20 protein-coding genes and 1 pseudogene are annotated in these 22,102 nt (G+C 55.8%); 12 read left to right on the top strand and 9 right to left on the bottom strand.

The features are described from left to right. Window positions 1-65: 65 nt before the first annotated feature. From INT33_RS02930 to INT33_RS02915, 4 genes are all read left to right on the top strand, one after another. A complete protein-coding gene (locus INT33_RS02930; RefSeq protein WP_192539130.1) occupies window positions 66-896 on the top strand; it encodes an ATP-binding cassette domain-containing protein in 831 nt (276 codons plus the stop codon). Further along, on the top strand, window positions 897-1,808 hold the full coding sequence (locus tag INT33_RS02925; RefSeq protein WP_192539131.1) for an ABC transporter ATP-binding protein: 912 nt from the start codon (window positions 897-899) through the stop codon (window positions 1,806-1,808). Window positions 1,809-1,930: 122 nt separating this feature from the next. Further along, window positions 1,931-3,469: an ABC transporter substrate-binding protein gene (locus INT33_RS02920; RefSeq protein ID WP_192539132.1), complete on the top strand. Its 1,539-nt coding sequence runs from the start codon at window positions 1,931-1,933 to the stop codon at window positions 3,467-3,469. A gap of 13 nt (window positions 3,470-3,482) precedes the next feature. After that, window positions 3,483-5,246, top strand: a complete 1,764-nt coding sequence (locus tag INT33_RS02915; protein WP_193091041.1) for an ABC transporter permease subunit — start codon at window positions 3,483-3,485, stop codon at window positions 5,244-5,246. A gap of 84 nt (window positions 5,247-5,330) precedes the next feature. Here INT33_RS02915 and bfr read toward each other — a convergent pair whose 3' ends face one another. From bfr to lptF, 5 genes are all read right to left on the bottom strand, one after another. Then, window positions 5,331-5,816, bottom strand: coding sequence for a bacterioferritin (bfr, locus tag INT33_RS02910; protein ID WP_192538059.1), 486 nt, complete (start codon window positions 5,814-5,816; stop codon window positions 5,331-5,333). Window positions 5,817-5,997: 181 nt separating this feature from the next. After that, window positions 5,998-6,204 carry a bacterioferritin-associated ferredoxin gene (locus tag INT33_RS02905; protein ID WP_018918215.1) on the bottom strand — a complete coding sequence of 69 codons (207 nt, stop codon included), beginning with the start codon at window positions 6,202-6,204 and terminating at the stop codon, window positions 5,998-6,000. A gap of 181 nt (window positions 6,205-6,385) precedes the next feature. Further along, window positions 6,386-6,835: an RDD family protein gene (locus INT33_RS02900; protein ID WP_193091040.1), complete on the bottom strand. Its 450-nt coding sequence runs from the start codon at window positions 6,833-6,835 to the stop codon at window positions 6,386-6,388. Beyond that, complete coding sequence (gene lptG, locus INT33_RS02895; RefSeq protein WP_226940041.1) at window positions 6,828-7,907, bottom strand: LPS export ABC transporter permease LptG; 1,080 nt, start codon at window positions 7,905-7,907, stop codon at window positions 6,828-6,830. Before lptG ends, INT33_RS02900 begins: the two co-directional genes overlap by 8 nt. Next, a complete protein-coding gene (lptF, locus tag INT33_RS02890; RefSeq protein WP_193091039.1) occupies window positions 7,907-8,980 on the bottom strand; it encodes an LPS export ABC transporter permease LptF in 1,074 nt (357 codons plus the stop codon). Before lptF ends, lptG begins: the two co-directional genes overlap by 1 nt. Before the next feature lie 122 nt (window positions 8,981-9,102). Here lptF and INT33_RS02885 point away from each other — a divergent pair, with 122 nt between their 5' ends. The 6 genes from INT33_RS02885 to INT33_RS02860 all read left to right on the top strand — a co-directional run bounded on the left by INT33_RS02885 (window position 9,103) and on the right by INT33_RS02860 (window position 17,690). Next, window positions 9,103-10,623, top strand: coding sequence for a leucyl aminopeptidase (locus tag INT33_RS02885; RefSeq protein WP_193091038.1), 1,521 nt, complete (start codon window positions 9,103-9,105; stop codon window positions 10,621-10,623). A gap of 152 nt (window positions 10,624-10,775) precedes the next feature. Further along, entirely contained in the window at window positions 10,776-11,885 is a 1,110-nt protein-coding gene (locus INT33_RS02880; protein ID WP_018918220.1) for a branched-chain amino acid aminotransferase, read from the top strand. A gap of 109 nt (window positions 11,886-11,994) precedes the next feature. After that, on the top strand, window positions 11,995-12,426 hold the full coding sequence (locus tag INT33_RS02875) for a DNA polymerase III subunit chi (RefSeq protein WP_087109941.1): 432 nt from the start codon (window positions 11,995-11,997) through the stop codon (window positions 12,424-12,426). 81 nt (window positions 12,427-12,507) lie between these two features. Then, entirely contained in the window at window positions 12,508-13,545 is a 1,038-nt protein-coding gene (locus INT33_RS02870; RefSeq protein ID WP_193091037.1) for a PDDEXK nuclease domain-containing protein, read from the top strand. A gap of 44 nt (window positions 13,546-13,589) precedes the next feature. After that, on the top strand, window positions 13,590-14,780 hold the full coding sequence (locus INT33_RS02865) for an MFS transporter (protein ID WP_193091036.1): 1,191 nt from the start codon (window positions 13,590-13,592) through the stop codon (window positions 14,778-14,780). Window positions 14,781-14,843: 63 nt separating this feature from the next. Further along, the gene (locus tag INT33_RS02860; protein WP_193091035.1) at window positions 14,844-17,690 is read left to right on the top strand and encodes a valine--tRNA ligase; all 2,847 of its coding nucleotides are present in this window, start codon (window positions 14,844-14,846) and stop codon (window positions 17,688-17,690) included. 648 nt (window positions 17,691-18,338) lie between these two features. Here INT33_RS02860 and INT33_RS21085 read toward each other — a convergent pair. Continuing rightward, a pseudogene (locus tag INT33_RS21085) lies at window positions 18,339-18,528 on the bottom strand (META domain-containing protein); the annotation flags it as partial. On the opposite strand from INT33_RS21085, the gene INT33_RS21425 reads away from it, so the two are divergent. Next, window positions 18,529-18,879 carry a helix-turn-helix transcriptional regulator gene (locus INT33_RS21425; protein ID WP_319643908.1) on the top strand — a complete coding sequence of 117 codons (351 nt, stop codon included), beginning with the start codon at window positions 18,529-18,531 and terminating at the stop codon, window positions 18,877-18,879. Window positions 18,880-19,002: 123 nt separating this feature from the next. Here the strand turns inward: INT33_RS21425 and INT33_RS02850 are convergent, their stop codons facing one another. Continuing rightward, window positions 19,003-19,467, bottom strand: a complete 465-nt coding sequence (locus tag INT33_RS02850) for a transcriptional regulator (RefSeq protein WP_319643907.1) — start codon at window positions 19,465-19,467, stop codon at window positions 19,003-19,005. A 99-nt stretch (window positions 19,468-19,566) separates the two neighbouring features. Here INT33_RS02850 and INT33_RS02845 point away from each other — a divergent pair, with 99 nt between their 5' ends. Beyond that, window positions 19,567-20,967, top strand: a complete 1,401-nt coding sequence (locus INT33_RS02845) for a GGDEF domain-containing protein (protein ID WP_226940040.1) — start codon at window positions 19,567-19,569, stop codon at window positions 20,965-20,967. A gap of 21 nt (window positions 20,968-20,988) precedes the next feature. Here INT33_RS02845 and INT33_RS02840 read toward each other — a convergent pair whose 3' ends face one another. Beyond that, window positions 20,989-21,459: an META domain-containing protein gene (locus INT33_RS02840; RefSeq protein ID WP_193091033.1), complete on the bottom strand. Its 471-nt coding sequence runs from the start codon at window positions 21,457-21,459 to the stop codon at window positions 20,989-20,991. An 11-nt stretch (window positions 21,460-21,470) separates the two neighbouring features. After that, window positions 21,471-21,911, bottom strand: a complete 441-nt coding sequence (gene gloA / locus INT33_RS02835; RefSeq protein WP_193091032.1) for a lactoylglutathione lyase — start codon at window positions 21,909-21,911, stop codon at window positions 21,471-21,473. Window positions 21,912-22,102 lie beyond the last annotated feature (191 nt).

Genomic DNA, 22,102 nt, shown 5'->3' with positions numbered 1-22,102 from the left:
CCGCCAAAAAACGTTATATCATAACGATTATTAACGATTTAGTGGCGCCGTAAGCGATGTTATCAATGTGCAGCGATCCTGTTTTATCCGTGCGTGACCTGCGCATAAAAATCGGCCGACAAACGGTTGTCGACGGCCTTTCTTTCGACGTGCTGCCTGACGAGCGCGTTTGCCTGCTAGGCGCGTCCGGGTCGGGTAAATCGTTCACCGCTAAAGCGGTGCTGGGGCTTTTACCCCCCAATGCCCAGGTGCAAGGCAGCATTCGTATTCAGGGACGCGAAGTCATTCGAACGCCCGCCGCACGACGCCGAAACGATGCCCGGGTGTCGATGGTCTTTCAAGATTCTCTCGCGGCGCTCAATCCCCTGGTCACGGTAGGCTCTCAGCTACGCGAGCCGTTTTCGCGCCACCATGGTTTATCACGCAAGGCCGCCGACCAGGCTGCCATGGCTCTACTTGAAGCCATGGTCCTGGATGATTGCCAACGATTGATAAGGCGAACTCCGGCGGAGCTTTCCGGCGGGCAACGCCAGCGTGTCTGCATTGCGCTGGCGATGGCCTGTAAAACCGCCTTGATGGTCGCTGATGAGCCCACCACCGCGTTGGACGTGGTCACTCAGGCCCAGGTATTACGCGCCTTGCGTGAACATACAGGCACCTCGAACACCGCGTTGCTGTTTATTACCCACGACCTTCACGCGGCAGCGCAGCTCTGCCAGCGGGCCGTGATTATTGAACGTGGCGTGATGATTGAAAGCGGCGCGCTGGACACCCTGATTACTACTCCCCAGCATCGTTTCACCCAAGAGCTGGTGGCTGCCGCACACAGCGTACAGCCCACAGAACTAACCAATGCTGCCGAGCCAATGCCCGTTGACTACCTAAAGAGTGCCTAGATGCAGCGCGCGATCCCCTTTAATAGCCGATCCGTTTTTAATGGCCGACCCATTTCTAATAGCCTGGCAGTGGTGAGCGGAAAAGCCGCTTTCCTCTCGGCACGCGGACTCAACAAGAGCGTCTCGCTACCCCGCGAGGTGTTTTGGCGTGCAGGCGAGCGCAAGCAGGTAATGAACGATATTGATCTCACGCTTTATCCTGGCGAACGCGTGGGGTTAGTGGGCTTATCAGGCTCGGGTAAAACTACCCTGTTGCGCTCGCTTTTAGCGATTGAAGCGCCGGATAGCGGCTCGATTACCTGTGAACAGAAAGATGTGCGCCCTGCTTCGACAGCCAAGCTCCGCTGGTACCGCCAAGCGGTTCAGTACATCCCTCAGGACCCGGCTTCCTCGCTGGACCCACGAATGAGCGTTCGCGCCCTGGTCGCCGAGCCGCTGATTCGCCTCAAGGTAGATTGCGACCCGGTTGAGCGGGCTTGCGAAGCGTTAGAGAACGTTGGCCTGGATGCGTGTTTTTTGGATCGCAAGCCTCATGAGCTTTCCGGCGGCCAGGCACAGCGGGTGGCTATTGCGCGTGCCATTGCCACCCGCCCGCGCTATTTATTGGCCGATGAGCCGCTCAGCGGTCTCGACTTGCCGGTTCGCACCCAGGTAATCAACGTACTCAGAAAGCTGTGTGATGAGAATGGCACCGGGCTTTTGATGGTGTCGCATGACTTATCAGTGGTCGCCAAGCTATGCCAGCGCACGCTGGTGATGGATAACGGCAATATCGTCGAAGACCGCCCCACTGCTGAGCTATGGCGTAACCCTCGCCATACGGTCACGCGGGATTTAATTAACGCCGTCTCCCAACTGCCTACCTGTGCTTATCCGGACTGCAACGCCGCTGAGGTAGACACGCTTTTATAAACGTTCACGATCAACCGCCAGGCACTTTTCACCCCCTTCGCCCAGTGAAGCGCTTAGGTATTGTCCTACCGCGCCTGGGCAATCGCTTGCCTGTTAATCACTTTCCCCTAGGAGATTTTTCGATGTTCCGCCACCCACGACGCCATTCCCCACGCCTCTCCCTGCGCCTTTCTCTTCCAATTGCCCTAGCTGCCCCGTTGCTGCTTGCCGGTTGTTTTGAAGAACAGCGCGACACCAACTCATCCGAAGTTGGCACGCGTATTAACGTGGCCATGCTTCAGCCACCGCGCTCTGGGTTAACGCCGCTGTCTGACGATGCCTTCAAGCTTTCGCGATGGAGCAATGCTGAAACCTTGATTCGACTCGATGCCAACAGCGACCCTCAGCCGTTTCTGGCGACCGAGTGGGAACAGCTTGATTCGAAAACCTGGCGGTTTGTGATTCGCGATGGCGTCGTGTTCCATGATGGTACAGCGCTAACGGCGGGAGACGTGGTGAACTCTCTCAAGGCGGCAACTCAGGCAACGCCCAAGCCGCGTATTCTAGATGGGGTCAATATGACCATCGAAGCCGATGGCGATAACGCGGTGATTGTGCGTACAGAAAAAGACGACCCGCTGATCCCTAACCGCCTTTCCAGCCCGCAGCTGGCGATTTTAGCCGCCAAGGCGTATGGCGATGATGGTCGGGTCAACCCTATCGAAGCGGGCACCGGCCCGTTCGTCTTAACAGAGATCAACGGCACCACCAGCGCCAAGCTTGACCGCTTTGACGATTACTGGGGCGAACCTGCGGCGGTGGCCGGTATTGATGCCGACTATGTGCCCGATGGTACCGCACGAGCAGCCTCCTTAAGAACCGGTGTGGCTGATGTGGTTGAGGCCATTCCAGTCTCCCAAGTCGCCCTTCTTGATCCTGAGCGTGTACACGAAGTGCCAATGCCGCGCACCAATACGCTGTACCTCAATACTCAGACTGGCCCGCTGGCCGACCCAGCCCTGCGCGCAGCGATTCGTGAAGCGATTGACCGCCCGTCAATTGTAAACACCGTCTACGAAGGTCGTGCCGATATTGCCGAGGGCTTGCTTGGCCCGGCACTTGCCTGGGCAAACGGCATCCGCCAACCGATCGAGAATCGCGCCGCGCCCGCCGAGCCGAACGGTGCTGAGATCACCCTAGCCACCTTTACCGACCGCGCTGAGCTTCCCGAAGTCGCCGTTCTACTCGAACAGCAGCTAACCCGCGCGGGCTTTAACGTTAGCCAGGAAGTGCGTGAGTACGCTCATATTGAAGCTGATGCGCTGGCAGGTGAATTCGATGCGTTTATTCTCTCCCGAGCGACGGTACTCGACTCTGGCGACCCGGTTGCCTATATGTTTAGCGACTTCGCCTGCGCAGGCTCGTTTAATATCGCTCAGCTATGCGACTCTGCTGTGGATGAAGCGCTAGCAACTGCCTCCGAGCTACCCACAGGGGATGCGCGACGCCAGGCTATTATCGATGTAGAAGCGGCTATTTTGCGCACCGATGCAGCGATTCCCATGCTGCATGAGCGCGTTATTCAGGGCGAGTCGGCACGCGTTGCCAATGCCGAACGCGACCCGCGCGAGCGTACGCTAATCACGGAAAAAACCACACTCGATATTGATAGCGAGTCCTAAGGGCACACCACGTATGACTATCGCGACACCGCGGCGCCTTTGGCGCCGCCTGCGCCTCGAGCCTTTTATCCCGCTGGTCTCACGGTTGGTAACGCTTGGAGGAGTGGTGGTTTTGGTTGGGCTCTTGCCGTGGCTCTCAGGGCGGGATCCGGCGCTGAGCATTTTGCGGGCGCGCTCGGCCGAACAGGAAGCCACGCCCGAAGCCCTGGCCGCCATTCGCGCCCAGCTTGGCCTGGAGCTTGGTCCGTTTGAAAAGCTGCAAAGCTGGCTGATGGGGTTGATGCATGGCGATGCGGGCAACTCCTGGATCTCCGGCGCGCCCGTCCTGCCTGGTATGTTGAAAAGCGCGCAGGTATCGATCACCTTGATGGCGTTTGGCATGCTGGTAGCGGTCATCACGGCCATCCTTATCTGCGTGCCGGTGGTTCACCGAGGCCTTAACGGCCGGGTACGCCGCTCATCCGGCGCAATGGGTGCGACGTTGACCGCCCTGCCTGAATTTTTGCTTGCGTCTGTGCTGCTGGTCATTTTTGCCGCCTGGCTTAACTGGCTACCGCCTTACGGCTGGCGAGGTTTAAGCTATGTAGTACTGCCCGCTTTTGCGCTGGGTTTACCGGCAGGGGGGTTATTGGGCAGGCTGTTTAGTGATGGCCTGGCGGTTACGTTTACCGAGCGCTGGGTGGCAACCTGGAGCGTGGCGGGATTTTCACGCAGCCGGATTACGTTGGCAGCATTAAGGCGAACCCTGCCCAGCCTGATGCCCCAGGTAGGTATGGTGATGGTGGCCTTGACCGGCGGCGCGATTGCCGTCGAGCAAGTGTTTTCCATTCCAGGGCTTGGCCGGGCAACCCTCGGGGCGGCTTCAGCACAGGACTTGCCGGCACTGCAAACCGGGATCCTTATTCTGCTGGTGATTGCGATTATGCTGGGCAGCTTGGCCAATATTGCCCGCGCGCTGCTGCTGGGTCGTGCATTTCGCCTTGGCGCGCTACCGGTGGCACATAGCGAGCATCACGCCCAGCGAGGCGCGTGGGCAGTACCTGCGGTGGCTATTACTCTGCTGTGCGTGCTGGTAGTTACCGGTATTACCCGCGACCCGTTCAGCTCGGCATTTATGCGTCTTGAGCCGCCAAGCTGGGCGCTGCCTTTAGGCGCGGACGGCACCGGGCGCGATATTCTGGCACGCGTTGCCCACGGAGCACTTTCCACCATGGGCATGGCCGTAGTGGTTGTCTGTTTGTCGCTGCTGCTCGGGCTTCTCATTGGGCTGGCGCCAAGGTTTGCAACCGGCCCGATTGAAATCACCAAGGCCACTCCGCCCACTATTGCGGGGCTTATTGTGGCGGGTTTGGCGGGGCCTAGCGCCGGCGGCGCCATTATTGCCGTCACTGCCGTTGCCTGGGCACCATTGGCGGCACACACGGCGGCGCTGGTAGCAGAAGTCAAAGCTCAGCCCCACGTGCGGATTACGCCTATTTTAGGTGTCGGGCATTTTCGCTTGATGAGCCGGTATGTTCTGCCGGCCGTTCTGGGCCCGGTGTTCCGCCACGCCATGCTGCGCTTACCGGGCGTGGCCCTTGCCCTTGCTGCACTGGGGTTTCTGGGCCTAGGCCCACGCCCTCCCTCACCTGAGTGGGGATTAATCCTGGCGGAAGGCATGCCGTATATAGAGCGAGCGCCCTGGGCGGTGCTGATCCCTGCGCTGGCGCTGATTCTGCTTTCTATCCTCGCCGTATCGCTTTCAAGCATTGTCGGTGTCAGGAAATCACTTCGCTAGATCACTTCGCCACAGGTTTCAGGCATAAAAAAACACCCCCGACATCGTGTCGGAGGTGTTGTCTTTTCACGTCTTTAGCGTGGCTTACTCGTGGTCGCCCGCCAGCTGCATTTGGCGCAGCATGTAGTTCTGGATGCCAACCTGATCAATCAGCTTCAGCTCGGTTTCGATATGATCAATATGATCTTCTTCATCGGCGAGCAGGTCGCGCAGCAAATCACGTGATACGTAGTCTTTAACGCTTTCACAGTAGGTGATGGCTTCGATGTAGTCGTTGCGGCCGTCGTGCTCGATTCTAAGATCGCTTTCGAGCATCTCCTTGACGTTTTCACCGATATGTAGCTTGCCCAGATCCTGAAGATTAGGAATGCCTTCCAGGAACAAAATGCGTTCAATCAGCTTGTCAGCGTGCTGCATTTCTTCAATGGACTCGTCGTATTCCCACTTAGCCAGTGCCTTAAGCCCCCAATCCTTATACATTTTGGCATGCAAAAAGTACTGATTAATGGCAATAAGCTCGTTGCCCAATGCTTTGTTTAAATGCTGGATTACCTGGGGATCACCTTTCATGACGTCACCTTTCTCGCTGTAATGCTGATAGTTAATCTAACCAATCAAGCAGTTACGTTAATGAAGGAGTATAGGCCATGCAAAGGCATACTCCCAGTTTTCTGAGAGTATAGAGAAGATGAAGAAAAATTCAAATAAATCAGTTATTTGCTAACGATAACCCTAACAAGAGTGATTCGCGTCACACGGCGTAAGCGAGACTCATATCGGCTTCCATACGTGCTTCATAAAGCGCTTCTTTGGTAAGCGATTTGGCATAGCAGGCGCACTTGCCACACTGGGTGGCACAGCCGGTGGCTTCACGCACTTCTCGCCAGCTGCGCGCTCCATCGCTCACCTGCTGACGAATCTGATGATCGGTTACTCCCTTGCACACGCAAACGTACATGGCGACACCTCATAAATAACATGAGATGAATGTAAATGATTCGCATACATTTTATCAAGTAAAAAACTATGCCTTTTAGTAGTGATTGTCTTTCACTCAAAAAAACCTAAATCAACACAATTGCTTAGTAATTAGTTGCATAAGTTCTAATAAAAAATATTAGTGTTTAAGTGCCCATTTTTTAGTGATCAGGCACGAAAACAGTGCGCGTCTGGGAGGCTATATCTGGCCAGCTGCGTTGACGACTATCCAAAAGAACCCACCAATAGCCCAGGCCAAATAGCGCCAAAGAGAGCCAAGCGATCCCACAGCGTATAAGGCTCTGCCTAAGAGTAATAGTTTGGCCATCAATGGTTTGCACACGCAGACGCCACGCCTGCATGCCCAAGGTCATACCGGCGCACTGCCAAAAAAAACAGAAGAAACCAGTGGTAGAGAGAAGCAGTAAACCGCGCAGGCTCCAGACGGCCAAAGCAGAAGCCCCGACGGCTTCCACGGGTTGACTGAGTATCAGCCGGAAAAACGCTAGATGGATAATCGTAATAAGCAGCCAGAGGGCTAGCACTATTACGCCATCATACGCCATGGCGCCCAGCCGGCGGCCCACCCCGGCTGAAACTACGTTAGCCATTGCGGCGCAGGAAATAAATCCCCACGGCGGCACAGGCCAGGGTCGGCACCAGTACCGCCCATACCGGTGAAAATCCGAAAATCGTGGATGCAGGGGCCAGCAAATCCTGGATATATTTAAACGCAAGCCCGGTGACCACACCATAAAATACCCGCGTGCCCGCCGCCACGGTACGCAGCGGGCCAAATACAAACGAGGCGGCAATCAGGACCAGCGAGCCCATGGTGAGCGGCATAAGCATCTTTTGCCAGAAGTACAGCAGCGGCTGATCCGCGGTTAGCCCCTGCGCCTGCAGATAGCGCGCATAGGCCCATAGCTCACTGGGTGCCTGGCTCTCGATATCACGCAGCAGGCGCTCGAGCTGTACAGGAGTAATATGCGTTTCCCAGAAGGCGCTGGCCTGGCTTTCAGACTCGGTATAATCATCGTAAATACGCGTGGTAGTCACATTTTCAAGCCGCCAGGCGCCCTCCTCCCAATGCGCGCGAGCGGCATGCGTGGCTTCAATCAATCGCCGCTCATCGAAGCGGTAGCGGGTTAAATCGAGCACCACTTCGTCGGCGCGAATCGCCCCGAACCGGTAAACGCTATCGCCTTCAAACTGCCAGCCGCTGCGACTGGCGGGCTGGGCGCTTTCGCCCTGGCGCTGTTCAAGCTGCCACGCTTCGGCAAACTGCTCGGTGCGCGGGCTTACGAACTCGGCGATCAGCAGTACCACAACCACCACCAACAGCACCGGTTTCATTACGCCCCAGACAATACGCGCCAGCGAACGCCCAGAGGCGCGCATAACGGTAAGCTCATTGCTGGACGCCATGCTGCCCAAACCAATCAGCGCGCCGATCAGCACCGCCACCGGGGCATACTGATAAAAACGCCACGGTGTACGCATGAGTAAATAAAAGAACACGTCCAGTGCGGTGTAATTGCCTTGTACGTGGCGCAGGTCACCAATGTAGGCAAGCGTGATATCCAGCCCCAACAGCACGAACTGGACAACGATGATCGCCCCCAGTACGTTGCGGGCGATATACCGATCTAAACGATCCGCAACTATCAGCACATTCAGCATTAACGCATCCCCTTACGCTGAGAGCGCCATAAAAGCAGTAATCCCAGGCCTAAAAACAGTAAATGTACCGGCCAAACGCCGATTAGCGGCGTTAATGTGCCGCTCCCGATGGCATCCACCGCCGCGAGCAGCAAACTTAAATAGCCGACATACAAAAACACCGCGGGCAGCAACTTGGCAAACCGACCCTGGCGAGGGTTTACGCGGGAAAGCGGCTGGGCAAGCAAGGCCAATATAAACACCATGAACGGCAGCCCTGCACGCCACTGAAACTGTGCCTGAGCACGCGGGTTGGGGTCGTGCCAAAGCGCTGCGGTAGTTGCGAACTCAAGCGAATCCAGCTCTTGGCGGCTACGGCTTAATCCCAGGCGCATCGTATAGCGTTCAAAGGTAAGTCGCTGCGCATCCATCTGACCGGGGGCCACGCCATAGCGCTCGCCATCTTCCAGCACCAAAAAGCGACTGCCCGTTTCAACTCGGGTTTCCTGATACCCCGACCCCGCCCGCGTTATAAAGCTATGCGGGTTTTCGGGCCCAGGCAGTTCGTGCACCAGGACTTCCTGCATTTCAGTACCGTCACTACTGAAATCAGTGATATACGCCGTACGACCACCGCCAAAATCCTGAAAGCGCCCAGGGGCCAGCACCGAGACATCCAGCCGGCTGCGCTGTTCTTCTAGCGTGGCCGCTGTTTGCAGTGCGCCGGCCGGGGTTAGCCACAGGCTACAGAGAGCGACCAATACCGCGACGATGGAGGCAGGCAATAGCGTGACCCGTAAAAGACGCAGCGGGCTCATGCCGCAGGCCACCATGACGGTAATTTCGCTGTTCATATAGAGCTGCCCATAGGCCAGCAGAATACCCAGGAAAAACGCCAGTGGGAGCACCAGCTCCATAAAGCCGGGTAGATGAAACATCATCAGGCTGCCCAGAATGGTGACCGGAAAATCACCCTCCGCTGCATCTGAAAAGTAGCGAATAAAACGGCTGCCCATAATGACCAGCAATAGAATACCGGCCACCGCGGACATGGTGAGTAACACTTCGCGAGTTAAGTACCGAAATAAAATCAACGCCCTCTCCGGCTAATCGTGCAGGATGCCATGCAATGCGCCCATGGCTTGGGTACACTAAACGAACACTCAGTACGGGGCATTATCCCGAATCCCTCGATGCTTGTCTTGTTGGAGACGTCATGGAATTTTCCGTTCAGACCGCCAATCCGGCTAAAGCCGAAACGGCTTGTCTCGTCATCCCCATTTTTAAAGGTAGCGACTTACTACCCACGGCCGCCAGATTAGATGACGCCAGCGAGCGTTTAATCGGCCAGTTGCTTGAGCGCGGCGACTTTGATCCAGCGCTTGGCAACGTGCAGATGATTCCGTTTGCACCGGGTCTTGGCGCAGAGCGGCTATTGTTAGTAGGCCTCGGCGAGCGCGAAAAGTGCCAGGAAGCGGCGTTTTTAAAAGCGCTGGATGCCGCCATGGCAGCGCTTACCAAACTGCCGGTGGATGAAGCCAGCATCGCATTTGACGATGTGCCGCTTGAAACCCGTGACAGCAACTGGAAAGCCCGCAAGGTACTGGAAGCGGCTGAGCGCGCCGTCTATCGCTTCGATCAGTTTAAGTCGCAGCCCACACCTTTAGCGAGCCTTAACGCATTAACGCTGATGGTGAGCGAAGCGGGTGACGCTGAGCTTGCCAGCCAAGGGGCGCGCATTGGCGCCGCTATCGGCCAGGGCATCAACTACACGCGCACGCTGGGCAACCTGCCGGGCAATGTGTGCACGCCGCGCTACCTTGCCGAGCAGGCAGAGGAATTGGGCCGGACCTCCAACGGCGCGTTGGACGTCGAGATTCTCGATGAGGACGCACTGGAAGCGCTGGGCGCAGGCTCTTTGCTCTCGGTCGGTCGAGGCAGTCACGAACCTACTCGTCTGATCGTCATGAAGTACAACGGCGCGGCGGAGCGCGAAGAAGCGCCTCACGTTCTGGTAGGTAAAGGTATCACTTTCGATACCGGCGGCATTTCGCTGAAACCTGGCGAAGGCATGGACGAAATGAAATTCGACATGTGCGGCGCCGCCAGCGTATTTGGCACCGTCAAGACGATGCTCGCCATCAAGCCCAAGCTCAACCTGGTGTTTATCGTCGCTGCCGCCGAGAACATGCCGGACGGCCTGGCCACCAAGCCCGGCGATATCATCAAAACGCTTAAAGGCCTGACGGTTGAAGTACTCAATACCGATGCCGAAGGCCGCCTGGTACTTTGCGACGCGCTGACGTATGCCGAGCGCTTCAAGCCGGCAAGCGTTGTGGATATTGCCACGCTTACTGGTGCTGTCATTGTGGGGCTGGGCCATCACGCGACCGGCCTGCTGTCCAATGATGACGACCTGGCGCTCGATTTGCTGGAAGCCGGCGAAGCGGCCTGGGACCGCGCCTGGCACCTGCCCTTATGGGATGAGTACCAGGAGCAGCTGGAATCCAACTTTGCCGACTTGGCCAATATCGGCGGGCGCCCGGCGGGTACGATTACCGCGGCGTGCTTTTTGTCGCGTTTTGCCGATCACTTCCCCTGGGCTCATCTGGATATCGCCGGTACGGCTTGGCATTCAGGCAAACAGAAAGGCGCGACCGGCCGCCCGGTGGGCCTGCTTTCCCAGTACCTGCTAGACCGTGAAGCCGACGCCCAGGTCGAAACCAGCGCCAACTAATCGCACGATTGCGCGCTCAATGGTTGCCTTTGAGTGCCACAACCGTTAAATCTGGAAGCATGAGCGTGTGCCCTACCGTTTATGGCATGCGCTACTTCTAACGACACGCTTATTCGCCCTTCGGGGCCTGGCTCTAGCGGAGAAAACACGCCGTGCCCACTAGTTCTACGACTCGTTTTGAAATCCTGCCGTCCAATCAGCCGACGGCCGATAGTATCCGTGACAACATCCTGACCAACCCAGGGTTTGGCAAGTACTTCACTGACCATATGGTCAATGTCCGCTGGACGGTTGATGCCGACTGGCACGGCCACCAGGTGCGCCCTTACGGCCCGCTAACGCTCGATCCGGCCGCCTCCGTGCTGCATTACGGCCAGGAAATTTTTGAAGGCATCAAAGCCTATCGTCATGCTGACGGTTCGGTCTGGACCTTCCGCCCTGAGAAAAACGCAGAGCGTTTCCGCCGTAGTGCCCGCCGTTTGGCCTTGCCTGAGCTAGCGGATGAGGATTTCATCGGTTCGATCAAGGCGCTGCTGGCCCAGGACCATAGCTGGGTACCCACGCCGCAAAGCGATGCTGACGAGTGCAGCCTGTATCTTCGCCCGTTCATGATCGCCACGGAAGCCTTCCTGGGCGTGCGCCCGGCTCACGAAGTGGACTACTACGTGATCGCATCCCCAGCGGCATCCTACTTCAAGGGCGGCATCAGCCCGGTATCCATCTGGCTCTCCTCGCATTACAAGCGGGCAGCCGCGGGCGGCACCGGCTTTGCCAAGTGCGGCGGCAACTACGCAGCATCACTGGCCGCCCAGAAGGAAGCCGAATCTCACGGCTGTGGTCAGGTAGTGTTTCTGGACGCTGCGGAAAGCAAGTGGATCGAGGAACTGGGTGGCATGAACCTGTTTTTCGTGTTCAAGGATGGCCGTCTGGTCACCCCGCGCCTGACGGATACCATTCTGGAAGGCGTGACCCGCAACTCGGTGCTCACCCTTGCCAAAGACATGGGTCTGACCCCGGAAGAGCGCCCGATCAGTATTGATGAGTGGCGTGACGGCGCGGCTTCCGGCGAGATCACCGAAGTGTTCGCCTGTGGCACCGCCGCGGTCATCACGCCGGTAGGCGAGCTGGTCACGGAAAACGAGCGCATTCGCCTGAACGGCGACGGTGGTAACGACGTCGCCATGCGCATTCGCAAGACGCTTCTGGATATCCAGTACGGCCGCAGCGAAGACAAACACGGCTGGCTTACCCAGCTGGTGTAATGTCTCCCCCGCCGCCGCCAGCAATGGCGGCGGCGATGACGCTTATTTGGAATGGCTTTGAAGCGCTTTTAAAGCCTTTTCAGAGAGCTTGGCAAACGCTGGAGCCGCTATGGCGCGCATCGATTTTTATATTCTCCCTGATACCACTTTAGAAGCGCGCTTGGCATTCGCCTGCAAGCTGGCCGAAACCATTTGGCGCAAAGGCTACCGCCTGCACCTTCACTGCGAAGACAAGGCCCTTGCCGAACAGGCGGACGCAGCCCTGTGGAATTTTCGTGAGGACGCCTACCTGCCCCACGCGCTTGAAGACAGCGAGATGGCGGCCAGCGTACCGATAACGCTGGGTTGGCAGACACTGCCCACGCCTAAAGAAGAAACCGCGCTCCTCAATCTGCACCCCGATATTCCTGACGGCGTTGAACGCTATGCGCGCGTTGCAGAAATTATCAATCAGCATCAACACGTTCTGGTCGCCAAGCGCGCTTGCTGGCAGCGTTATAAAGAGCTTGGGCATGAAGTGGTGCCGCATAAGCTTGGGTAATGGCCAGAACAATCAGCGAAGCGCCCAATCAAACCCCGAAGAGCATAATTCAGGTCTTGTTGATCGAAAGGACCAAACGATATGAACCAGCCTTCAACTCAGGATTCAACACTCCTGCCTGAGCTACGCCAATTAATCGACGTAGCAAGGGAGCGGGCAGCAATTGCCGTCAATGCTGAATTAACGCTTCTCTATTGGCAATTAGGCGACCGCATTCATCGGGAAGTTCTGAGGCAAGAGCGGGCCGGTTATGGTGAGCAAATTGTCTCTTCACTGGGGAGACAATTAACGAGTGAGTACGGCCGAGGATTTTCGGCAAAGAATCTACGCCATATGATCCGCTTCGCCGAGACATTTCCTGAAGAGGAGAAAGTCTCCGCACTGCGGAGACAGTTAAGCTGGACCCATATAAAAAGCCTGATTTATCTCGACGATTCGCTCAAGCGCGATTTTTATATCGAGCTATCTCAGCTTGAAGGCTGGTCGTCTCGTCAGTTACAGCAGCGCATCCAGTCAATGTTATTTGAGCGAACCGCTATTTCCCGCAAGCCAGATGAAACCATTCATCATGAGTTACAAAATCTGCGTAACGCTGGTCAGCCCTCACCACAGCTACTGTTGAAAGATCCTTATGTGCTGGATTTTCTCGGCTTAAATGATCGTTACCTGGAGCGAGATCTGGAAGACGCTATCCTTCGCGAGATTGAGCAATTTCTGCTGGAGTTGGGTGCAGGGTTTACGTTTGTGGCGCGCCAAAAGCGCATTCAGATTGATGACGAGGATTTCTACATTGATTTGCTGTTTTACAACCGCAAGCTTAAGCGGCTGGTAGCGATCGATCTTAAACTGGGGCGTTTCAAGGCTGAATTTAAAGGCCAGATGGAGCTTTATCTGCGCTGGCTAGCTAAACATGAGCAAGAAGACGATGAAAATCCGCCGCTAGGAATAATTCTCTGTGCCGGTAAGCAACAGGAACAGATTGAACTGCTGGAGCTGGATAACAGCGGCATTCACGTGGCGGAATATCTGACCGTCCTACCATCCCGCGAGGCCTTGCAGGCCAAACTGCATCAATCTATTGAAAGCGCTCGAGCTCGCTTATCGAGCGAACAGGCGTAGTTCTCTTTGGATACTCAACAATAACTCAACGCACGAGAGCACTAATGCTGACCTCCTCATGGCTAACCCGCTATCCACTGGCAGTTATCGTCCTCGCCCAGCTGTTTGGCACCTCGCTGTGGTTCAGTGTTAATGGCGTTGGTTTGGCATTGCAGGAGGCAGTGGGTCTTAGTGAAGGTGATCTTGGCTTACTGACCATCGCGGTGCAGGCCGGGTTTATCACCGGCACGCTGTTAATCGCCATTACCGGCCTTGCCGACCGCATGCGAGCCAGTCATCTGTTTGCGCTGTCAGCGGTGCTCGGTGCACTTATCAACGCAGCGTTTATTGGCGTTGCCGACAGCATAATGCTGGCGGCAGTGGCACGCTTTGCCACCGGCCTATGCCTGGCAGGCATCTACCCGCTGGGCATGAAGCTGGTGGTTAGCTGGACACCTTCGCATGCGGGCGCGGCTCTGGGCTGGCTGGTCGGCATGTTAACGCTGGGCATCGCCTCTCCTCACTTACTGCGCGGTTTAACGCTGCATCTTCCCTGGCAGTGGCCGCTGCTGCTGGCATCTCTTTTGGCGCTGGTGGCCGCGTATATGATTTTTCGTTTGGGCGTTGGTCCCCACCTGCCGACCAAGGCAAGTATTGGCCGCCCGTGGGCTGGGCTTAACGCCTTCAAGCAGCGCCAGTTTCGTAAAGCCGCCCTGGGTTATTTCGGTCATTGCTGGGAGCTTTATGCGTTCTGGGCGCTGGTACCCTTTTTGGTCACCCGCGAGCTCGAGCGGCTCAACGGCGCCGCGAGCCTTCAGCCGTGGCTAAGCTTTGCCGTCATTGCCCTGGGCCTGCCTGGCTGTGTATGGGCGGGAAGGTGGAGCCGTAAGGCAGGCAGCGCCCATGTCGCGTTCGTGGCACTACTGACCTCCGGCGTGCTTTGCCTGTTTTATCCCTTGCTGGGAAGTTTTTCGCCCTGGCTATTACTTACCCTTCTGGGTTTATGGGGTGTTAGCGTGATTGCTGATTCAGCGCAGTTTTCGGCTTTGGCATCCGCCCACGCCCCGCCCGAACGCCTAGGCGCCGCCCTGGCGCTGATGAATGCGGTGGGCTTTGGGTTAACCATTCCTTCGATTGCGCTGGTAACGGCGCTCTGGTCAAGCCAGGGGGTAGCCGTTATCTGGTGGCTGCTGCCTGGGCCGGTGCTTGGGCTAATCGCCATGCACGGGCTAAATCGTCACACGCCAAGGACCTGACGCCCTAGCGCTTATCGCGCTATACTTATCGCCATTTTTTTGCAAGCCGTGAGCCGACTCCCCATGGAAAAGACCTACCAACCCGAACAGATTGAAACCCGCTGGTACGAACGCTGGGAAGCCGACAACCGCTTCGCCCCGACGGGCCACGGTAAGCCGTTCTCAATTATGATTCCGCCGCCCAACGTGACTGGCAGCCTGCACATGGGCCATGCGTTCCAGGACACCATCATGGATACCCTGACGCGCTGGAAGCGTATGCAGGGCAACAACACGCTGTGGCAGGTAGGCACCGACCATGCGGGTATCGCCACGCAAATGCTGGTGGAGCGCAAACTCGCTGCTGAAGAGGGCAAGACGCGCCACGATCTGGGCCGCGAAGCGTTTACGGATAAAATCTGGGAGTGGAAGGAAGAGTCGGGCGGACATATTACCCGCCAGCTACGCCGCATGGGCGCAAGCGTCGACTGGAGCCGTGAGCGCTTCACCATGGACGACGGCTTCTACAAAGCCGTTCAGGAAGTCTTCGTGCGCCTGCACGAAGAAAAGCTAATCTATCGCGGCAAACGGCTGGTCAACTGGGACCCGGCCCTGCACACGGCCATTTCCGATCTGGAAGTGGAAAACAAGGAGCAGCAGGGCAGCTTCTGGCACTTCCGCTACCCGCTGGCCGACGGGGTTAAAACCGACGATGGCAAAGACTATCTGGTTGTGGCCACCACCCGCCCGGAAACCCTATTGGGCGATACCGGCGTCGCGGTCAACCCGGAAGATGCGCGTTACGCCTCGCTGGTCGGCAAGTTCATTGAACTACCGTTGGTGGGTCGGCGCATTCCTATCGTGGCCGACGAGCACGCGGTAATGGAAAAAGGCTCGGGCTGTGTAAAAATCACCCCGGCTCATGACTTCAACGACTACGAGGTCGGCAAACGCCAGAACCATCTGCTGATCAACGTCTTTTCCAAGGACGCCGCGATTCTTGAACAGGCGGAAATCTTTAACCTTAAGGGCCAGCCCCAGCCTGAAGAAGACGCTAGCCTGCCCGCCAAGTACGCAGGCCTTGATCGTTTTGAAGCGCGTAAACAGATTGTCGCCGACATGGACGCACTTGGCCTGCTGGAGCAGGTGGAAGCCGTCAACAACACTCTGCCCTATGGCGACCGCTCGGGTGATGTGATTGAGCCGCTGTTGACCGACCAGTGGTTTGTGGCCGTTGAGTCGCTGGCCAAACCGGCCATTAAAGCGGTTGAGGATTGCGAGATCCAGTTCGTACCTAAAAACTACGAAAACATGTACTTTGCCTGGATGCGCGACCTGCAGGACTGGTGTATTTCTCGCCAGCTGTGGTGGGGCCACCGTATTCCCGCCTGGTATGACGTCGAAGGCAATGTGTACGTTGCACGTAGCGAAGCCGAAGCGCGTGAGAAGCACGGACTGGATGCCGATCTGGTACTCACCCAGGACGAGGACGTTCTGGATACCTGGTTCAGCTCGGGCCTGTGGACGTTTGGTACGCTTGGCTGGCCGGAAAAAACCCCGGAGCTTGAAATCTTTCACCCCACCAGCGTTCTAGTCACAGGTTTTGACATTATCTTCTTCTGGGTTGCCCGGATGATTATGATGACCCTGAAGTTCACTGGCCAAGTGCCCTTCAAGACCGTGTATGTCCACGGCTTGGTGCGCGACGGCCAGGGCCAGAAGATGTCCAAATCCAAGGGCAACGTACTCGATCCGATCGACCTTATCGACGGCATCACGCTGGACGCGCTGCTTGAAAAGCGCACCGGCAATATGATGCAGCCGAAACAGGCCAAGGCGATTGCCAAAGCGACCAAGGACGAATTTAAAGACGGTATCGAAGCCCACGGCACCGATGCGCTGCGCTTTACCTTCCTCTCCCAGGCTACCACCGGGCGCGATATCAAGTTTGATATGAATCGCCTGGATGGCTATCGCAACTTCTGCAACAAGCTGTGGAACGCCTCACGCTATGTGCTGATGAATGCCGAAGGCGAAGACTGCGGCAGCGATGGCAGTGAAGTAGAGCTTTCCCTGGCGGACCGCTGGATTATTTCCCAGCTGCAGAAGGTTGAGGCTCAGGTGACCAAGGCAATGGACGAGTACCGCTTCGACCATGCCTCTCAAGCGCTGTATGAATTCGTCTGGAACGAGTACTGCGACTGGTATCTGGAGCTTTCCAAGCCGGTGCTGTGGGACGACAGTGCCTCCGTTGAGGCCAAGCGCGGTACCCGCCGGACGCTGGTGCGCGTATTGGAAGTCATCCTGCGCCTGGCTCATCCGATGATGCCTTATATTACCGAAGAGATCTGGCAGCGCGTGTCGCCCCTGGCCGGTACGTTTATGGGCGAAGGCGCTTCGCTGATGCTGCAAGCCTGGCCGGAAGCTGATGAGAGCAAAATCGACGAGCAGTCGACCCGCGATATCGAGTGGCTAAAAGGCGTTATCATCGCCGTGCGTAACATTCGCGCTGAGATGAACATCGCCCCCGGCAAGCCGTTGGACGTGCTGCTGACCAAAGGCCAGCCCGAAGACGCCAAGCGCCTGGAAAGTAACCGCCACTTTCTGGCCAAGCTTGCCAAGCTTGAAAGCGTCACCTGGCTTGAAAACCCCAACGATGCGCCGCTTTCGGCAACACAGCTAGTAGGCGATATGGAAGTGCTAGTGCCGATGGCCGATCTGATCGACAAAGACACCGAACTTGCCCGCCTGAATAAAGAGATCGAGAAGCAGGACAAGCTGATCGGCGGCATCGAGAAAAAGCTCGGCAACGATGGTTTTATCGCCAAGGCGCCGGAGGCAGTGGTCAACAAAGAGCGCGGCAAGCTGGCCGAGTTCCAAGCGGCTAAAAAGCTGCTTCAGGAGCAGAAGGCCAAAATTGAAGCGTTGTAGGCTGGTTAGCCACTGAAATGACGGGCGGCACCAAGCGGTGTTGCCTGTACCTGGAGTTAGCCTATGCCTACTTGCTGGATCATTGCAGGCCCAAACGGGGCAGGTTGCTGAGCGTGTTTCACACGGTGGACATAGCATTCCCAAAAGGGATATAGAGCGGCGCTTTCCCGTAGCCTTTCAAATTTACTCATGCGCTATAGCTATGCTGTCGATGAATGCCTGTGCTTTATGAATAGCGGTATGGAGCCAGAACCAATATTCAAGCAGCAAGGGTAAACACGACAGATTATTCATCATGAGTATTACCAGCATATCTTGGAGATAGCCACATCGTGAATACCGAGCAAATCACGCCTTCTCCCTTTGCCTAGCAAGCCCTTGAAGCTATGAAACAGGCTGTGCATAAGGAAATGGATCGTAAAAAGCGGTTAGAGCATTATGCGGTTATTTGGAAAGACGGTAAGCCGGTTAAGATTGGAGAAGGTGTTCCCGAACGTTAATAAGATTTAATGCCTACTGCATTGCGGCTAAAAAACGGCTTCAATAGCAGAAAGTCAAAATTGAAGCGTTGCCTAGCCAGCTTTACAAAAACCATCATGTCCGCTTTATGCAGGCATGATGGTTGTAAGGCATTGCCTCTGTTCTACTTCATGCTAATGCGCTTCGCGCCAGCCGTTCATGGTCAATCAGGTAACGGTAAGCGGTGTCCAGCATGTCCGTTACCCGCTTGGCATCCCGTCATATTCGGGCAGGCCATGCGTGTGATGGCAAGTCCTTCAAAATCGATGCGGTGGCTCTCCCCAAGGCTTACTTTGCCGGTAAAGCGATTGCAGCCCTCATGCAGGAAACCTGCGACCGCCTGATGGGCCAGGCGCAAGCCGCGACCGGCGCATCCAGTTCAGTTTACCGGATACTGATGGAACTGCCCGGCGATTTCCCGAGTATGGAACAGGTCGCCTGCACCCTGAACATGACCAGCCAGACGTTGAGGAGAAGACTGGAAGCCGAAGGAACAACATTCCAGATCATCGCAGACGAAGTGCGTTCGACGCTGGCCCATGAATATCTCAGAACCACGAAATTCAGCGTGCTCGACATCGCCATACTTCTGGGTTTCAGCAACAGCGCGGGCTTCCGAAAGGCGCTGAAGCGATGGACGGGCATGATCCCCTCGCAGATTCGACGTTAAAACAGTGCACCTGCAACAAGGATGGGTGATCTCCAGCGCAGAAACGTTTTACACTCCTCCTATATAGTAATCGTTACAGCAGCACCTCACCAGAGAGACACAAAACTCTAACCGGTCAGCAAACTACTCTCCATCACCAGAGGCATCAACACCTAAATAGGCTTTAGCAAACGTCTCCATGACTTCGCGTAAGACCTTCCGCTGGGCTAGCGGTAAACTACGATATAAAGATAATACTTGCCGCTCTTCGCAGCTTGAGGAAACGTCCCAAGCCGCTGAAGGCTCGCTGATGCTATACGTCGCGGTCTCACCATAGCGTAAATAGTGAGGGTCGACGGTTAACCAGCGCGCTAATACTTGTAGTTTATCCTGACTTGGAATCGAATCTCCCCGCAACCAGCGCCTGACGGCCTGGAAGGTAATCGGTTTGCCCCAATAGCGCAAATTAAACTCACGCTCCAGCACTGATGGCCGTACATCGTAACCTGCCGCTTGCATCGCGGCCTTTAAGCGCTCGGCGAACATAGTCTTTTCATTCATGCCGCCAATGTGAATCGATTGTTCAATAACAGTTGAATAACGGTTCACCTTTTGATTGAATCATTAATTCAATTTTGTTTTTTCGCGCTAACTCAAACACCCGGCAATGGTGGTGCGAGCGAACGCTCTTGGCTTGAGGAGTCATTCATGATGGGTGGCACACCTGATTCACCAATTCAGAATCTCGACAGCCTTTATCACGCACTGTCGGTGTTATGCACCGCAACGACGCCTGCCGAGCTTTTCAAGCACTTGGCACAAACGCTACACGGGTTAACAGGCAATCAACCAGTGGCGCTTTTCAGGCGACTGGGAACCGGCGAACTGCGCCTGACCTACTGTTTCCCTCCAAACAGCGTGGCAGCCCCTGACACAGCGATACTGTCGGTCCGATCGCTAGAGGAACTGCACGGTTTGGGGCTACAATATTATGAATTAAAAGGGGAATACGGGATATGGGGCTATATCGGCCACCTACCTTCGACCTATACCGGCCCAGCACAGTGGGTAAACGTTCTGATTGACATTGCTGCCCAGCGATTACGGTTATTGAAAGCCGAGCGCTTGGCCAAGCATCAGTTAAGGCTGAAAACACACCGCAGGCTTCTCTCCAGGGACACCAAACGCTTCACGTCTATTGAGCAACTACTTCAGCATCATGGCGATAGCTGGTGCCATATTTTTCAAGCCAGCGGCATCGTGATCGCTTGCCAGGAAGACCTGTACTGCTTTGGCGATTGCCCCTCTAAACGCCAGCTTTTTCAACAACAGCTACGTTTGAACCAGTCCTCTACTCCCTTGGATGAAGTCACGGAATTAACGGGCGATTGCCAGGGTGGATTGGCGGCCCCTCTCAGCTTGGCTAGCAACCACTTAGGCTGGCTGCTCCTGTTCCGTCAACAGCCTTTAATACCGCTCCCCATGGCGGGTAGTGAGGTTCAAAACTCATTAAGCTGTTGGATGCCCCAAGAGGCCTCCATGGTCATGGAACTGGCAGATGATCTAGCGGTGGCTATTACCGCCGTGGAGGTCGTGCATTTTAATCAACAACTCATCAAAACCAACCAACAACTGAAAGGGCTTGTTCATACCGACCCATTAACTCGATGCTGGAATCGCTACTATACCGAACTGGTGATCGAGGCCCTTCGGCACTCAGCCACCCCGTTTACGCTAATGATGTTCGATATCGATGACTTTAAACAGATTAACGATAGCTACGGCCATGCAGTGGGCGACGATATTTTACGCAGCATGACGTCACTGGTGCAGGAAACACTCCGTGTTGACAATCATTTGGGGCGCTGGGGTGGAGAAGAATTTATTGTGATCGCCAAGGGGCTTAATCAAAAATCCAGCTATCAACTGGCAAACCGGCTGTGCCGCACGGTTGAGGAGCATGTATTCCCCGTTACCGGTAAAGTGACTATTAGCATTGGCCTGACGCTGAGTCGATCCAATGAATCTTCCGACCAGTTGCTGGAAAAGGTGGATCGAGGCATGTATTTAGCGAAAAGAGCTGGCAAAAACCAAGTCGTAATGTACTGAACAAGTTCTTGCCAGCCCCTGCTAGTTCGCTTCGCGCCAGCCGCCTAAAACCCGGCTATCCGGGCCAAAGAACACTAGGCGGTCGTGATCGATCAGGTAGCGGTAAGCGGTGTCCAGCATGTCCGTTACTTGCTTGGCATCCGTCATATTCGGGCAGGCCATGCGTGTGGTGGCAAGCCCTTCAAAATCGATGCGGTGGCTCTCCCCAAGGCTTACCTTGCCGGTAAAGCGGTTACAGCCGTCAAAGCCCGCCACTTTTCCATCCTTCGAGATCGTGAAAAATGGCGTTTCCGCAAACGATAGCCGTTCATCGGTACCTACCAGCAGCAGGTTCCAGCGCTGATCCACTATCGGGCCTGACAAACCTGTGTGGCGCGGTGTGTCGTTAAGCTGTGGTTCGCCCGGGGTGCTGCTGCACGCGCTGAGCAACACGGCGGTAAGGGCCAGAAACGGCAGCAGGCAGGCTCGGGAGCGATGTTTTTTCATGAGCATGTTGTATGTCCTTACCAGCTGCCGCTGTTTTCCATGGAAGCCCAGGGCTCTTGAGGGGCTAGCGCGTCGCCTTTTTGCAGAAGCTCGATAGAAATTCCGTCAGGCGATTTTACAAACGCCATATAACCATCGCGCGGCGGGCGATTTACGGTGACGCCGTTGTCCTGAAACTTCTGGCAGAGTGCGTAAATGTCATCCACGCGGTAAGCCAGATGACCAAAGTTACGCCCGCCGGTGTACTCTTCCGGATCCCAGTTATAGGTCAATTCGAGTTCGGGAGCGGTTAACTGCGCGGAGCGCTCTTCGTCTTCCGGGGCGGCCAGAAATACCAGTGTGAAGCGACCTTTTTCATTCTCTTTACGGCGCACTTCTTTTAGGCCCAGCAAATTACAGTAAAACCGAAGTGAAGCGTCTAAATCCTTAACACGCACCATAGTGTGTAAATATTGCATGCTCTAACTCCTTTGGTGATAACAATCCAGTGTACTCGTCGCGGCTGAGATGACGCAGATGTGATGATTGCGCAGCTGGCCGATTAACGCCAGAGGAAGTGCCAGATTGGGCGCCATGAGCGCCAAATCTCTTGACAAAAATGTGACACCCAGCATTCAACCCAATAACTCTGTACAATAAATAATTGAAG

Origin of the sequence: Halomonas colorata (genome assembly GCF_014897985.1) — a bacterium.
Lineage (GTDB): Bacteria > Pseudomonadota > Gammaproteobacteria > Pseudomonadales > Halomonadaceae > Vreelandella > Vreelandella colorata.
The sequence above is the reverse complement of the archived record's forward strand: the minus strand, read 5'-3'. Positions and strand labels throughout refer to the sequence as shown.

What these genes read in the sequence shown, in the direction of transcription:
- INT33_RS02925 (WP_192539131.1), top strand. Translation starts at nt 897, where the DNA reads ATGCAGCGCGCGATCCCCTTTAATAGCCGATCCGTTTTTAATGGCCGA.
- INT33_RS02920 (WP_192539132.1), top strand. Translation starts at nt 1,931, where the DNA reads ATGTTCCGCCACCCACGACGCCATTCCCCACGCCTCTCCCTGCGCCTT.
- INT33_RS02840 (WP_193091033.1), bottom strand. Translation starts at nt 21,459, where the DNA reads ATGCTCATGAAAAAACATCGCTCCCGAGCCTGCCTGCTGCCGTTTCTG.
- gloA (WP_193091032.1), bottom strand. Translation starts at nt 21,911, where the DNA reads ATGCAATATTTACACACTATGGTGCGTGTTAAGGATTTAGACGCTTCA.
- INT33_RS02900 (WP_193091040.1), bottom strand. Translation starts at nt 6,835, where the DNA reads ATGGCTAACGTAGTTTCAGCCGGGGTGGGCCGCCGGCTGGGCGCCATG.
- INT33_RS02915 (WP_193091041.1), top strand. Translation starts at nt 3,483, where the DNA reads ATGACTATCGCGACACCGCGGCGCCTTTGGCGCCGCCTGCGCCTCGAG.
- INT33_RS02875 (WP_087109941.1), top strand. Translation starts at nt 11,995, where the DNA reads ATGGCGCGCATCGATTTTTATATTCTCCCTGATACCACTTTAGAAGCG.
- bfr (WP_192538059.1), bottom strand. Translation starts at nt 5,816, where the DNA reads ATGAAAGGTGATCCCCAGGTAATCCAGCATTTAAACAAAGCATTGGGC.
- INT33_RS02930 (WP_192539130.1), top strand. Translation starts at nt 66, where the DNA reads ATGTGCAGCGATCCTGTTTTATCCGTGCGTGACCTGCGCATAAAAATC.
- INT33_RS02885 (WP_193091038.1), top strand. Translation starts at nt 9,103, where the DNA reads ATGGAATTTTCCGTTCAGACCGCCAATCCGGCTAAAGCCGAAACGGCT.
- INT33_RS02860 (WP_193091035.1), top strand. Translation starts at nt 14,844, where the DNA reads ATGGAAAAGACCTACCAACCCGAACAGATTGAAACCCGCTGGTACGAA.
- INT33_RS02870 (WP_193091037.1), top strand. Translation starts at nt 12,508, where the DNA reads ATGAACCAGCCTTCAACTCAGGATTCAACACTCCTGCCTGAGCTACGC.
- INT33_RS02865 (WP_193091036.1), top strand. Translation starts at nt 13,590, where the DNA reads ATGCTGACCTCCTCATGGCTAACCCGCTATCCACTGGCAGTTATCGTC.
- INT33_RS02905 (WP_018918215.1), bottom strand. Translation starts at nt 6,204, where the DNA reads ATGTACGTTTGCGTGTGCAAGGGAGTAACCGATCATCAGATTCGTCAG.
- INT33_RS02845 (WP_226940040.1), top strand. Translation starts at nt 19,567, where the DNA reads ATGATGGGTGGCACACCTGATTCACCAATTCAGAATCTCGACAGCCTT.
- INT33_RS21425 (WP_319643908.1), top strand. Translation starts at nt 18,529, where the DNA reads ATGCAGGAAACCTGCGACCGCCTGATGGGCCAGGCGCAAGCCGCGACC.
- lptG (WP_226940041.1), bottom strand. Translation starts at nt 7,907, where the DNA reads ATGCTGAATGTGCTGATAGTTGCGGATCGTTTAGATCGGTATATCGCC.